This is a genomic window from Myroides sp. N17-2, assembly GCF_002286775.1.
Taxonomy (GTDB): domain Bacteria; phylum Bacteroidota; class Bacteroidia; order Flavobacteriales; family Flavobacteriaceae; genus Flavobacterium.
The window spans coordinates 173,263-188,040 of the sequence record NZ_NSGJ01000001.1 but is presented as its reverse complement, the minus strand read 5'-3'; the positions used below and the strand labels follow the sequence as shown (position 1 = coordinate 188,040).

The following is a 14,778-nucleotide window of genomic DNA, read 5'->3' as shown; positions in this document are numbered from 1 at the left end:
TTATAATGTTAAGAATATGTTTTGTTAGTATAGTTAATAATGGTGCAGTAGGTTAGGTTATCTAATTACTTTTTTAGATTTGTGAACTAACTAATTCAATTTAATAATGATTTCTAAGTTAAGATGGACTTTGGCTCTGGTAGCAGGGCTAGCTGTGCAAACTTCTTTTGCACAAGATAAGACTCTATCTGGTGTAGTATCTGAAGGAGGACTTCCATTACCAGGGGTATCTGTGGTAATTAAAGGAACTCAAGAGGGAACTCAAACAGATCTAGATGGAAAGTATTCTTTAAAAGTTAAACCAGGAGACGTATTAGTATACTCTTTCATCGGTATGAACGATAAAGAATATAAAGTATCTACAGCAGGTAACTATAACGTAGCATTAGAAGCAGAAGATTCTATGCTAGAAGAGGTAGTAGTAACAGCTTATGGTACACAAAGTAAAACTTCTATTGCTGGTTCTATCGCGGTAGTTGATAGCAAACAAGTAAGAGATGTAGCAGCTGCTGATGTAACTCAAGGGTTAGTAGGAAAAGTAGCTGGGGTTCAGATTTCTAATAACAGTGGTGCGCCTGGTGATGGAGCTACTATTCGTTTTAGAGGTGTAGGATCAATTTCTGCTAGTTCTGAGCCGTTAATCGTAGTAGATGGTGTTCCTTTTAATGGTACATTAGCGTCAATTAATAATGCTGATATTGAGTCTATCTCTTTCTTAAAAGATGCTTCTGCAGCAGCTTTATATGGGAATAGAGGAGCAAATGGTGTTATCATCGTTACTTCTAAAAAAGGGCAAGCTGGAAAAACTAGAGTATCTGTTGATACTAAAGTAGGTATAGCGAGTGCTAATTTCCAAGATTATGATAAGATGAGTAGCCCTTCTAAATACTACGAATCTTACTATGGTGCATTACGTAACTCTTCTATGTTCCCAAAAAATCCAGCGGATGCAATGGGATTAGAAGCAGCATCTAGTTATGCGTCAAATAACTTAATTAAGAGTTTAGGATATAATATTTATAATGTGCCAAATGCGCAATTAATAGATCCTACTACTGGACGTATTAACCCTAATGCGGAGTTAATGTATCATGAGTTATATGATGACTACATGTTTAGAGATGGGTTATTCACTCAAAACAGTATCAGTGTTTCTGGTGGTACAGATAATACTACTTTCTTATTGTCTTTAGGACATGATAAGAATGAAGGTATCGTAGCTACAAATAACTATGAGAAAACTACAGGAAGATTAAATGTAAATACTCGTATTAACGAGACATTTAAACTTGGTGCTAGTGTGAATTATGCTCATATTGAAAATAAAAACCCACTAGGAGGAGATTATATTAGAGGTAATAATACTTCTTATTCTAACCCATTCTTCTGGTCTTCTAGAATCGCTCCTATTTACCCAGTACATGCTTACGATGCTAATGGTAGTATTATGAGAGATGCTAATGGAGGTGCTATTTATGATGATGGTTCTGGTAAATTTGCTCCTAATGTTAGACCTTATGGTGCAAACTCTAATCCATATGCTCAAGGATTAAATGATTACAGAAAAACGGTATCTGATCAATTATTTGGATCTGCATTTTTAGATGTTAAATTAGCTGCTGGATTAACATTTAAGTATGTAATCTCTGCTGACTTCCAAAATGATGTTTTACGTTATACTATGAACCCTACTTATGGTTCAGGTGTAGGAGTTAATGGGCGTGCTAATCAAAGAGATAGTAAAATGTTTGCTGTGACTAATCAACAGTTATTAAACTATAACAAATGGTTCGGTCAACATTCAGTAGATATCTTATTAGGACATGAGACTATGCATCGTACTAAAGATAACTTATATGTACAACGTACTAATATGTTACTTCCTGATAGCCCATTTATCAACCATGGAGCTGTACTTAAAACTGCAGAAGGTGGACAAGATAAATATGTATTAGAAGGATATTTTGCTAAACTTAACTACGGATATAATAATAAATATTTCGTTAACGCAAGTATTAGACGTGATGCTTCTTCTTATTTCCACCCAGATAATAAATGGGGAACTTTCTTCGGTGTAGGTGCTGCTTACGCAATCTCTTCTGAAGACTTTATGAAAGATATCAAATGGATTGATAACTTAAAACTTAAAGCAAGTTACGGTGAGCAAGGGAATGATAACTTAATGAGAGTTAACCCTTACCAAGATCAGTGGGCAGTATTCCCTACTTATGATCCAGATGCTCCAATCTCTATTGAGTTAGTGAACAAGGGAAATAAGAATATTACTTGGGAGAAAAACAAAAACTTTAATATTGGTTTTGAAGGTTCTTTCTTAAATGGACGTATTTCTGTTGATGCAGAGTATTTTGAAAGAAAAGTAGACGATATGTTATTCTTCGTTCCTCAATCTGCTACAACAGGAGTGTTAACTCAACCATTCAATGCAGGTAATATGAAAAATACAGGTGTTGAGGTAGGAATTAATGCAGCTTTAGTTCGTACTGAAGATTTTAAATTAAACTTTAATATCAACGCTACACACTATAAAAACAAAATTACTAAGTTACCTGATGGTCAAGAGAATATTGTAGATGGACAGTTTATTCGTAGAGAAGGTGGTTCTATCTATAACTATTACTTAAAAGAATATGTAGGTGTTAACCAAGAGAATGGTAATGCTCAGTTCGTTAGAATAGACGAGAAAACAGGAGAGCGTTCTATTACTGAAGATTGGAATAAGGCAACTTACCAAGATTTAGATAAATCTGCGTTACCTTCTGTATATGGTGGATTTGGATTAAATGCTGAATATAAAGGATTCGATTTAGGAGCTAACTTCGCTTACCAATTAGGTGGATATGGTTATGATACTAAATACACTGCTTTCTTTGCATTAAGACCAGGACAGAATTTACATAATGATTTTGGAAAAACTTGGGATCCAGTGACTAAACAAGGTTCTATGCCACGTGTAGATGTTACTGACCCTAGAAATGCTTATAGTGGTTCAACTTTAGCTTTAATAAAATCTGACTACTTAAGTTTACAAAATGTTACATTAGGATATACATTTACTAAAGATGTAACTTCTAAATTAGGTATTGATCGTTTACGCATCTACGGAATGGTAGATAACGTAGCATTATGGTCAAAACGTCAAGGATATGATCCACGTGTTAACTTAACTGGATTATCAGGTACAGGTTACCCATTATACAGAACGTTTGCATTCGGAGTTAATTTAAACTTTTAATTAGAGTCTAAACATGAAAAAAATTATATATAGCTCATTGTTATTAGGAGCAGTTCTGATGACATCTTGTGCTGAAGATTATACAGAAACTCAGCAAGGAACAAATTTCTCTAGTGAGCAAATCGAAGCAATGTTAGCTAACCCTGAGAAAGCAACAATTGCAATTAATGCAGCTGAACGCGGTAAAGAGCGTTCTAGAGCAATATCTGGTTTTGCAGAAGTTGGATCTCATGAGGATTTTGGGCAAAAGGCAGTTGATATTTATATGGATGCTATGAGTAACGACATGGTAATTCTTAGAAATGACTGGTTTGCGTATGCATATACTTACCAAGACCGTGTAGAAACAGGAAATACTGCTACAATTTATAACTATTTCGCTAAATCTATTGCTTTAACAGATAACGCGATTCAGTTATTAATGAAATCGGATAAGAACTATGCGAATACACCTATCTATGCTCGTTTATTAGCATTTAGAGGTTATGCATATTTATACCTTACTCAATTATATAGCCACGATGGGAAAAGTGTTCCATTTAGCTATGTTGATGAAAGTGGTGTAGAACACAGATCTGAATCTAGAATTTCAGTAGAGAAGATGAATGAAAATATCAAAAAAGAGTTAACTCAAGCTTTTGATATTTTAGAGAAAACAGCTTTTGTACGTTCAGACAAATCAGTTATAGATAAGAATGTAGTAGCGGGTATCTTATCTCGTTATAACTTATATATTAAGAATTGGTCAGAAGCACAGCGTTATGCATTAATCGCTATGGATAACAAAGCAGACTTTAATGATTTCTCAGTTGTTAATTCAGGTACATTTAGCCAATTAAATAACCAAGATTGGATGTGGGGTTACCCTATTGATGGTAGTAATACAGGTTTCTTTGCTTCTTACTTCTCTCATATGGATACATTCAACCAAGGTTATGGTAGAAGAGGTGCAACGACAAAAGGAATCGACAGACGTCTTTACGACGGTATGAATAGTACTGATAAACGTAAAAATGAGTGGTTTGCTGATGGAGTGAAAAAATATACTAGTAAATATTGGACTGTTAAAGATCCTATAGCTATACCTAAGTATGTGAATATGAAATTTAGAGATGACTCTAACTTCCAAGGTGATTATTTATATATGAGAAAAACAGAAATGTATTTCAACTATATGGAAGCAATGGCAGTTAATAACCCTGCACAAGCACAAGGTTTATTAGAGAAGTATATGACTAGTCGTGATGCTAAGTATAGTTTCGAAGGTAGAGATAAGTCTGGTAAAGAATTTGGTATGTCTCGTGAAACTCTTATGGATGAAATCCGTTTCCAAAAACGTATTGAGTTCTGGGGAGAAGGTTTTGCATTACTAGATATGAAACGTTGGGATTTAGGTTTACAACGTAAATATGGTAAAGCAATTCTAAATGATAAAAATGAAATTGTTAATGAAGGAACACTTTCTAATCATAGATATAATCCTGGATTATTTGATTTACCAGTTAGATCAAATAGCTTTATCTTACAGTTCCCACTGAATGAGATAAATGTTTATAGAGGAAGACTTGAACAAAACCCAGTAGAATAATTATAATGAAGAGGTTGTTTTTTAACAACCTCTTTTTTTTCGGTTTATTTTGTAAATTTGCAACTTTAAAAATTTAGTTATGAGAGGATTAAGAATATTGTCAGTTTTTGCTTTTATCGGGGCTACTATTGTTTCGTGTAGCAGTAGCGAAAAAGATCCATATAAACCAGATCCTAATAAAGGGGATTATGTAAAAGTGTCTAGCATGACTGTATCTAAAGATACTGTAAAAAGCGATTTATTAGAGGTAAGATATAATATCGATTATAATAGTATACTAAAAGCGAAAACTATTAAGGTTTATAGTGATATTAATGGATCTGTATCTTTACCAGAGAAAGCACCATTAATGTATATGTTCGAGTATAAAAAAGACGAGGGGCTTAATTCTATATCTATCGTAGAAAATGAAAATATGGGTATAGATGAGGATGTATATAGGTTAAACGCTAAATATAAGGGTGATGTATTAGAAAAATTAGAAAATGAAACCAAATCTAATTCTACGACATTTGAGTATTCGAGTGGTAATATAATTAAAGCAACAAAAGACAATAAATCATATACATATAGTTATGATAATAGAGGTAATCTTACGTCAGTGTCTGATGAGAGTGGTAAATTGTTCACTTACGAATATAGTAATGGCAATAATCCTTTTGTTCACAGTGAATTTAATTTGACTTTTGATTATATACCTGGAGGTGATTTGATTCGTTTCGTACAAGGAACTAAGAATGCGATGACTAAAGCGATTAATGAGAAAACACGTGAAGTGTATAGTTTTAAATATAAGTGGGATGAGTTTAATTATCCTACTGAGATGTTAGTGAAGGGAAAGGAAAGTGTACTATTGTTTAAGTTTGTAAATAGAATTATTAGTAGACCTGAAAGTAAATAAAAGTAAGCCTTAGAGATGATCTAGGGCTTTTTTTATACTTCTATGTTTGTATTAAGAATTGACTATATGTTTAGTCTGTAAAATAGGAAAGCTCTCATATCAATATGAGAGTTTTTTATGGACTAAGGCGAAATAGTAATAAAGTATTTAAATAGTTGTTTGTCAGGATTAAGATAATATCATTTAAATGTTTGAATTGTTTTGTTAATAGCTTAATGTTCTTTGATTAGTGTTAATTATTAGTTAACGATTTAGCTAGTTTTGGAGAACTAACTAATCAAAGTTTTATGAAGAAATCTAAACTAAATTGGTTTTATGCAGGTTTGCTTGTGCTTTCAGTACATTCAGGCTATGCGCAAAACAAAACACTTGCAGGTAAAGTAAGTGAAGGAGGGCTTCCCTTGCCTGGTGTGTCTGTGACAATACAAGGTACTAATGAAGGTACTCAGACTGATCTTGAGGGGAAATACTCTTTAAATGTAAAGAAGGGTGATACTCTTATTTATTCTTTCGTGGGAATGAAAGATATCAAGCACGTTGTAGGTGTGGAAGCTATGTACAATGTTACGATGTCAGGAGACGATGAAATGCTAGATGAAGTTGTTGTAACCGCTTTAGGTATTAAACGGGACAAGAAGAAATTAGGTTATTCTTCTCAAGAAGTAAAAGGAGATAATCTATCTGGTTCAGGACAAACAAATGCAGTTAATGCTCTTTCTGGAAATGTAGCAGGACTTCAAGTAACTGCTCCTTCTTCTATGGGGGGCTCTGCACGTATTGTATTGCGTGGAGTTAAATCTGTAACAGGAAATAATCAGCCTCTTATTGTAATTGATGGAGTGCCTCTAGATAATAGTAATTTTGCAGATGCAAATATGCAAAGAGGGTCTGGTGGGCGTGACTATGGAGATACTTCTGCGGATATAAATCCAGATGACATTGAATCAGTAACTGTTCTTAAAGGAGGTCCTGCTTCAGCTCTTTATGGAAATAGAGGTGGTAATGGTGTTATTATTTATACCACTAAGTCTGCTAAAAATGGACGTACTGATATCGAAGTAAATACAGGAATATCTTTCGAAAGGATTAATATAATGCCAAAACTACAAACTCAGTATGGAGGTGGTTCAGCTTCTACATTGCCTACAACTACTATTAATGGCAGAAAATATAACATCGCTGAATACAGTGTAGATGAAAGTTGGGGGGCTAAATTCGACGGGCAAAAGTACCTACCATGGTATGCTTTTGATCCTGAATTTGCAAATGATTATATGAAAGAAGTAGCCTGGGAGAAATCTAAAAATGATGTTAAGACTTTCTTTAATACAGGGATTTCACATAATCAATCAGTGGCAATTGGTAAGTCATATAAAGATAGCAATGTTAGAATGTCTTTTAGTAATAATGTTACAGAAGGGATTGTTCCTAATTCAAAACTACAACGTAATAATATTGCTATAAGTGCTTCTACTAAACTAACAGAAAAGTTAAAAGCAGAAACTAATTTTAATTATGTATATACCAAAGGATTTAATCGACCAGAAGTAGGCTATGGTGATAATTCAGTAGCTCAGAAGTTTTTTCAATGGGGTCAACGTCAATTAGATTTTAATAAGTTAAAAGATTACAAGTTAGCTAATGGAGCCCAACGTAGTTGGAATAGAAAAGATTGGGATAACTCTACACCTGCCTATTCGGATAATCCATATTGGACAATAAACGAGAATATATCAGAGGATAAAAGAAATAGAACTTATGGAAATATTAAACTTACCTATAGCTTCTCTGATAAACTGTATGCTGTAGGAACTGTTTATGGTGATAGCTATAGTTTCACAGTGGAAGAGAGGGTGGCTGTTGGTTCTCAGAAAATGTCTAAGTATAATTTTATGAAACGCAATGTTTCGGAGTATAACTATGAAGGACGTTTGCATTATGATGATCATTTTGGCGATTTTGGTATTAATGCCTTTTTAGGAATCAATAGAAGTGAGAAACGAAGAGATTATTTATATGGTACTACCGTAGGGGGGCTTGATATTGCTAATTTATACAACCTTAGCAATAGTAAGATGACTCCTAAAAGTGAGGGAGAAAAATTTCATTCACGTACTAATAGTGTTTTTGGCTCTGTTAGTATTAATTATAAGGAGTTCCTGTTCTTAGAAGGGACTGTTCGTACAGATTGGTTTTCTACAGTTAAGAAGTCCGTTACTTATCCTTCAGTAACAGGTACGTTCTTATTTTCTCAGTTAATGCAGGATGCAGATTGGTTGTCTTTTGGTAAAATTCGTTTAGGATGGGCTCAAGTAGGGAATGATACTGAACCTTATAGAACTGCTAATTATTATAGTTTAGATGGTCCCTTTAAAGGTGATCCAACTTACTCATTAAGTACTACAGCTAATAGTCCTGATTTAAAACCTGAATTAATGACCACTAAAGAAGTGGGGTTGGAAGCTGCATTTTTGAATAATAGAATAGGTTTTGAAGTTTCTTATTATGAGATTACAACGAAGGACTTAATTACACGTGTGCAGAATGATGCAGCAACAGGCTTCCCTTATCGATGGAAAAATGCAGGGGATATGAAAAATAAGGGGGTTGAAGCAACATTGAACCTGTCACCAATTAGAACAAAAGATTTCTCTTGGGATGTCTCATGGAATTTTTCTAAGAATAAAAATGAGTTGGTACGTTTAGATAAAGGAGTTGAATCTGTTGAGATTGCTCGTGCTCCATTTCAAGTTACTTTGCAAGGAAAAATAGGAGAAGCGTATGGGCAATTTTACGGTTATGATTATGTTTATGACAACAATGGAAACAAAGTAGTAGGCGATAATGGATTATATGTAAAGACTGAATCTATGCAAGCTTTAGGGACATATCTTCCTGATTATAATATGGGAATTAGAAATAGTTTTAAATACAAGAACTTTAATCTGGGAGTATTATTAGATATCCAAAAAGGAGGTAAATACTTTTCTACTTCACATATGTTTGGTATGTATTCTGGTATGTTAAAGGAATCTGCGGAAAATGACGTTCGTGAAAAAGGTATTGTCTTGAAGGGTGTTAAACAAGATGGTACTAAAAATGATATTGTTGCAAATGGTCAAGATTGGGCACAGAGTCATTATGGGGGTGTAGATGCACAAAATATTTTTGATGCGGATTATGTAAAGCTTCGAGAAGTTTCACTTGGATATGATTTGCCAACTAAATGGTTAGGACCTTTTAAAGGAATTACTATTTCTATGTATGGACGTAATTTGTTTACTTGGAATCTTGCTTGGAAAGGTATGGATCCAGAAATGGCATCTTATGGGAGTGGTAATGTTCAAGCAATAGAAGGAGCATCATTGCCTTCTACTAGAACTTACGGAATGAATGTTAAATTTAAATTCTAGTGATTATTATGAAAAAGTTTGTATATAAAGTGTCCTTTCTAGCATGTATTTTAGCATTCGTAAGTTGTGATAAAGACTTAGAAAGTATAAATGAGAATCCTAATAAAACAAAAGTGGTTCCTACAGGAGGATTGTTTAATGGAGCCAATAAAGCATTAATGACCAATACTCGTGGAGGATTTCCTTCAGGACGTATGGCATTACCATGGGTTCAATATTCTGCTCAAAGAAACTACACAGATGAAGATTTGTATCTATTCCGTCCAAGTGTAAATAATAGCCTGTATAGAGATGTATTTTTATCTACTAAAGCATATAAGGAGATTACAGACATAGTATCTAATCCTGAGAACGCAATAAAGGTAGCTACTTATGGTAATCCTAGTAATATGTTAGCAGCTGCCCGTATAATGTTGGTTTACTCTCAGCTCCAGGTTCTAGAAATTTATGGTGATGTACCATACTATTCTTTTGGTAGTAAAGATTCTGATTTTGAAGCAATGACTTTGGGGCTTGCGAATGAGAAGAACACTCCTAAATTGGCAACACAAGAGAAGATATATTTGGATATGTTAAACGAATTAAAGGTAGCTTCTGAAAGCATTGAGTTAGATAGTAAAATATTTGTTCAAGGTGATTTTATATTTAGAAGTTCAGTAAAAATGAAACGTTTTGCAAATTCTTTACGCCTAAAGATTGCTAATCGCGTTAAAGGGGTAAATTCTTTAAGTACTGTTGCAAAAGAACATATGAATGATGCCATTAAGAGCGGTGTTATGTTATCAAACGATGATACCGTTGGATTAGAATTTCAAAATGATCAAGTTAATCCAGCACCTTTTTATAAAGCAGCATTTATTGATAATAGGAATGATTTTTCACCAACTAATACTTTTGTAGAATTGTTAAAAGGAGAGGAGAAAATGGTAGGGAAAAGAAATCCTTTTAAGGGAATTGTTGACCCTCGTCTATTTAGAATGGTTGCTCCTAAAAGTCAGTTGCTAGATGTTAAACAGGCAGATGGTACTATAGTTAAGAAAGAAGTAACAGTTAGTTTTACATATAAAACAGATATACCAAGTATTCAATCTAACAACTCTGTAGATAGAACAGCAGAGTTTTATATTGGTTTGCCCATAGGTATACCTAGTAAATTCACTGGATCTCAGAAGGGATATGTTTCACAATTTTCTGGGAACATCTATAAAGCAGATTATATAGAGATTTTAATGGAGTATGCGGAAGTAGAATTTCTTCTTTCAGAATTTAAAGGTTGGGATGATACACATTACAAGAAAGGGATTGAAGCATCTATGCAACGATGGGGAGTAAATTCTAATGAGATTAATAAATACATTGCTAAAGTGCCTGCTGGTTCTGAAGAAAATGTTTTAACCCAGAAATACATTGCCTTGTATATGCAACCTTATGAAGCTTGGGCTGAGTATCGTAGAACTAAGTTTCCTAAGACTTTTCTACTACCAGGTGAAAGCCATGATTTAGTTGCTAAAGGGCCAAATGGAGAGACGAAGTATACTTTTAAACCACATGAGGCAGTTGATTACTTAAAAGATTTGCCTGAACGTATTACTTATCCTTCAGATATGGATCTTGTTAATAAGGCTAATAAAGAAGCTGCAGCAACTCGTATGGGAGGAGACAAAATGGATACAAAACTAATTTGGGCAAAAAAATAGTTAGCAATATAAGTGTAAAATAGAAGGCCATCTTAGGATGGCCTTTTTATTAGGGAAAAGCGCTTGAGCAAGAATCTAATAATTCTAATATAGGTGCTATTTTTGGAGATGGAACTTATGTATATACAGAGAATGTTTGGTGGGCTAAAGGAACGAGATCGTTTTTTATAACATTATTAAGAATAGGGTAGCTTAAATGCTATCCTCTTTTTATTTAGAATATTATTATGAATTATCTAGTAGTATTGTGGATCTGATTACTTGATCTATAAAGGAGTATTTTGGGTTTATGAGTAACTATTGAGGTTGTATGGTTTTTTTACTTAAGGATTAGGTGGGGTTGATGCTTTTTTTGTTCTTGTAATTTATAAATAAGGTTTTTATATTGAATTTTATAGAATTACGAGAGGTTAGTAAAATACTTATACTAAAATTAATGTTAATTTATATTTGATTAGTTTTAGTGTTTTTTTATAAAAATGTAATTTTAAGTTTTGTTTTTATTTATGTGGGTGATTAATTCGTTTTGTTTTGTTTGTTTTGTTGATAATAATTTATATTTACAGCCATAGATTTGTGTAATTTGTAATTTTAGTGAGTAAAAAAAACTAACAAAAAACAAAATATGTGAAATATTTTGTTAGATTTGTGAAACTAACTAATCAATGTGTTATTAATGAAGAAATCAAGACTTAATTGGTTTTATGCTGGTCTGCTAGTACTTTCAGTACATTCAGGTTACGCACAAAACAAGACACTTACAGGGGTTGTAAGTGAGGATGGTTTACCATTACCAGGAGTTTCTGTGACTATAAAAGGTACACAAGAGGGAGCTCAAACGGATTTAGATGGTAAGTATTCATTAAAAGTGAAACAAGGAGATGTTCTTGTTTTCAGTTTTATTGGAATGAAAGACGTTACTTATAAAGTAGGAGCTGCTACTATTTACAATGCAAATTTATCAGCAGATGATAATATCTTGGATGAAGTTATCGTTGTTGGATATGGTACAGCAACAAAGGAATCATTTACTGGTTCTGCTTCACAAATAAGTAGTAAAGAAATTGAGAAGAAGAATGTATCTAATGCGGTGTCTGCATTAGCTGGAGAAGCAGCCGGTGTACGTGTAATTACTACTAGTGGTCAGCCTGGTTCTGAACCAACAGTACGTATTCGTGGATTTGGTTCTGTAAATGGTAATAGAAGTCCTCTATATATTGTGGATGGAGTACCGTTTATGGGGAATGTTAGTGCAATTAATCCTTCTGATATTGGATCAATGACTGTATTGAAGGATGCTACAGCAACTGCTATTTATGGTTCTCGTGGAGCTAATGGTGTAATTATAATTAATACTAAGACTGGTAAAGGTAAAGACTCATATATTGAGGTAGATATTAAGACAGGAGTTAACTGGAGAGCATTACCTAAATATGATGTGATTACTTCACCTGAAGAATATATTGGCTATACTCATGAGTCTTTAAAGAATTTTGGTCAATACAGTTTAAAGTATGACGCAGCTAAGGCTCAAAAATTTGCTGACTCAAACTTATTTGGTGCACGTTATGGGATTCATCCTGGATATAATATGTGGAATGTAAGTAATGGAGCTGAGCTAATTGACCCTACTACAGGTAAGGTGCGTAGTGGAGTTACAAGAAAGTACGATCCAGAGAATTGGGAAGATTATGCTTTTAAGGCATCTCATCGTACAGAAGGGAATGTAACAATGGGAGGTTCTTCAGAGAAGAGTTCTTATTTTACTTCTCTTGGATATTTAAAGGATGAAGGATATTCTTTAAATTCTGATTATGAAAGAATTAGTGCTCGTGTGAATCTTCAACATAAACCAAAAGAATGGTTAGATGCTAAGATAAACATTGGATATGCACATTCAGAAAGTAATCAAAGTGGACAAAGTTCAGATTCAGGAAGTGTATTCTGGTTCACTGATAATATTCCGTCAATTTATCCTTTATTTCAAAGAGATGAAGACGGAAATAAAATTCCTGATGTATTAGGTGGCGGTGGATATGAATTTGATTATGGTGAGGTATATAACCGTGGTTTTGGTGCTTTTACTAATGCTTTAGGAGACGCTACTTATGGAAAGGATAAGAGAATTCGTGATGAAATGAATGCCAACGCTTCATTTGTAGTTGATTTATATGATGGGTTGACCTTTGAAACAAATATAGGTGGGCAGTTTTATAGTAGTACTAGAGATGTTGTTAATAGTATATTCTACGGATCTGCGGCTTCTATGGGAGGTTCTATTTACAAAGATAAAAGAGAATTATTTACTTATAACTGGACAAAAATGTTCCGTTATAAAAAATCTTTTGGAGCACACGGTATTGAGTTATTAGCAGCTCATGAGAATAGTACTTTTGAAAATAGAATTAACCAAATTAATAAAAATGGTTTAGCTTCAACAAGTGGTACTGAATTGAATAACGCAGCTAATAGTACACCAGCTTATGGTTGGACAGATAAGTATACGATGGAAAGTTACTTTGCTAAGGCAGGTTATGACTATGCTGGTAAGTACTTTGTAGATGCAATTATAAGAAGAGATGGTTCTTCGAAATTTAAAAATGAAAAATGGGGAACTTTTGGTTCTGTAGGATTATCGTGGGTTGTTTCACGTGAGAATTTTATGCAGAATCAAGAACTATTTTCTCATTTAAAAGTTAAAACTAGTTACGGTTTAACTGGGGATCAAACACCTTATGTTGTTATTGATGGAGTTAATCAGGAAGCATACCATCCAGGAGATAATTTATGGAAAGTCACTAATTACAATGGGAAATTAGCTATTTATGAAGATAGAATAGGTAATCCAGAGTTAACTTGGGAGAAGTCAAAAATGTTTCAAGCTGGAGTAGAATTTAGCTTAGGAAAATATTTAGATGTTAATGTGGATTATTATGATAAGAAAACTGATAATTTAGTTTTCGATCGTAAAGTTGGACCATCTGCTGGATATGAATCTATGACTGTAAATGGTGGAGGTTTAGTAAATAGAGGATTAGAGTTCAATGTGACAGGGCATTTATTAAAAACAAAAGATGCTTATATAGATTTGTCGATTAATGGTGAACATTTTTCTACTAATTTAACGAAAATGCCAATTGACCCAATGACGGGTAAACAGAAAACTGTTGATGTTGTTGGTGTAATGGGACGTGCAGCTGACCATTCATTAGGAGATTTTTATATGCGTGAATATGCAGGTGTTGATTCTAATACAGGTTTATCTCAATGGTATGTATATACTTATGAAAAAGACGGTCAAAGAAATACAGTTACATCTATGAGTGATTTCCTTGCTAAGAATCCTGAATATGAAGGAAAGTTAACTAAGGAAAAAACTAGTAACTATGGAGAGGCAACAGAATCTTTTGTTGGAAAATCTGCTATACCAAAACTAAGAGGAGGTATTAATTTAAGTGCAGGCTATAAAGGATGGGACTTAAGTGTTCAGATGCTTTACAGTATTGGAGGTTATGCTTATGATGGTAGTTATGCTAGCTTAATGGGAAGTGGAAAAGCTGGTGGTAATAATTGGCATAAAGATATTGCTGGACGTTGGCAGAACCCTGGAGATGTTACTGATATCCCAAGATTGTCTAATGGAGGAGATCCTAACGTAACAGCTACTTCTACACGTTTTTTAACTAAGGCGGATTACTTAAGTGTTAATAATATCAGAGTAGGATATACATTGCCAAAAACTTATGTAAAACAACTTGGTCTAGCTGATTTAAGTTTCTTTATATCTGGAGATAATTTGTTCTTGTTTACGAAACGTGATGGATTTAATCCATCTACACATGAATTTGGAACATCTAATACTTATAGATACCCTCCTTTAACAACCATCACAGGTGGTGTTAAGGTTAAATTTTAATCCTAAAGAA

6 protein-coding genes are annotated in these 14,778 nt (G+C 33.6%); all 6 read left to right on the top strand.

Features of this window, described 5'->3' with window-relative positions; genetic code table 11:
- Positions 1 to 106 precede the first annotated feature (106 nt).
- Complete coding sequence (locus tag CF599_RS00865) at positions 107 to 3,253, top strand: TonB-dependent receptor (protein ID WP_121964155.1); 3,147 nt, start codon at positions 107 to 109, stop codon at positions 3,251 to 3,253.
- A 13-nt stretch (positions 3,254 to 3,266) separates the two neighbouring features.
- Entirely contained in the window at positions 3,267 to 4,841 is a 1,575-nt protein-coding gene (locus tag CF599_RS00860; RefSeq protein WP_121964154.1) for a RagB/SusD family nutrient uptake outer membrane protein, read from the top strand.
- A gap of 79 nt (positions 4,842 to 4,920) precedes the next feature.
- The gene (locus CF599_RS19765; protein WP_254050212.1) at positions 4,921 to 5,742 is read left to right on the top strand and encodes a hypothetical protein; all 822 of its coding nucleotides are present in this window, start codon (positions 4,921 to 4,923) and stop codon (positions 5,740 to 5,742) included.
- A 287-nt stretch (positions 5,743 to 6,029) separates the two neighbouring features.
- On the top strand, positions 6,030 to 9,155 hold the full coding sequence (locus CF599_RS00850; protein WP_121964153.1) for a SusC/RagA family TonB-linked outer membrane protein: 3,126 nt from the start codon (positions 6,030 to 6,032) through the stop codon (positions 9,153 to 9,155).
- A gap of 8 nt (positions 9,156 to 9,163) precedes the next feature.
- Positions 9,164 to 10,852, top strand: a complete 1,689-nt coding sequence (locus tag CF599_RS00845) for a SusD/RagB family nutrient-binding outer membrane lipoprotein (RefSeq protein WP_121964152.1) — start codon at positions 9,164 to 9,166, stop codon at positions 10,850 to 10,852.
- A gap of 676 nt (positions 10,853 to 11,528) precedes the next feature.
- Positions 11,529 to 14,768 (top strand): SusC/RagA family TonB-linked outer membrane protein, encoded by a 3,240-nt coding sequence (locus CF599_RS00840; protein ID WP_121964151.1) that lies wholly within the window; start codon positions 11,529 to 11,531, stop codon positions 14,766 to 14,768.
- Positions 14,769 to 14,778 lie beyond the last annotated feature (10 nt).

Excerpts from the sequence above, each read along its gene's own strand:
- CF599_RS00845 (WP_121964152.1), top strand. The coding sequence starts at position 9,164 with ATGAAAAAGTTTGTATATAAAGTGTCCTTTCTAGCATGTATTTTAGCA.
- CF599_RS00850 (WP_121964153.1), top strand. The coding sequence starts at position 6,030 with ATGAAGAAATCTAAACTAAATTGGTTTTATGCAGGTTTGCTTGTGCTT.
- CF599_RS00860 (WP_121964154.1), top strand. The coding sequence starts at position 3,267 with ATGAAAAAAATTATATATAGCTCATTGTTATTAGGAGCAGTTCTGATG.
- CF599_RS00865 (WP_121964155.1), top strand. The coding sequence starts at position 107 with ATGATTTCTAAGTTAAGATGGACTTTGGCTCTGGTAGCAGGGCTAGCT.
- CF599_RS19765 (WP_254050212.1), top strand. The coding sequence starts at position 4,921 with ATGAGAGGATTAAGAATATTGTCAGTTTTTGCTTTTATCGGGGCTACT.
- CF599_RS00840 (WP_121964151.1), top strand. The coding sequence starts at position 11,529 with ATGAAGAAATCAAGACTTAATTGGTTTTATGCTGGTCTGCTAGTACTT.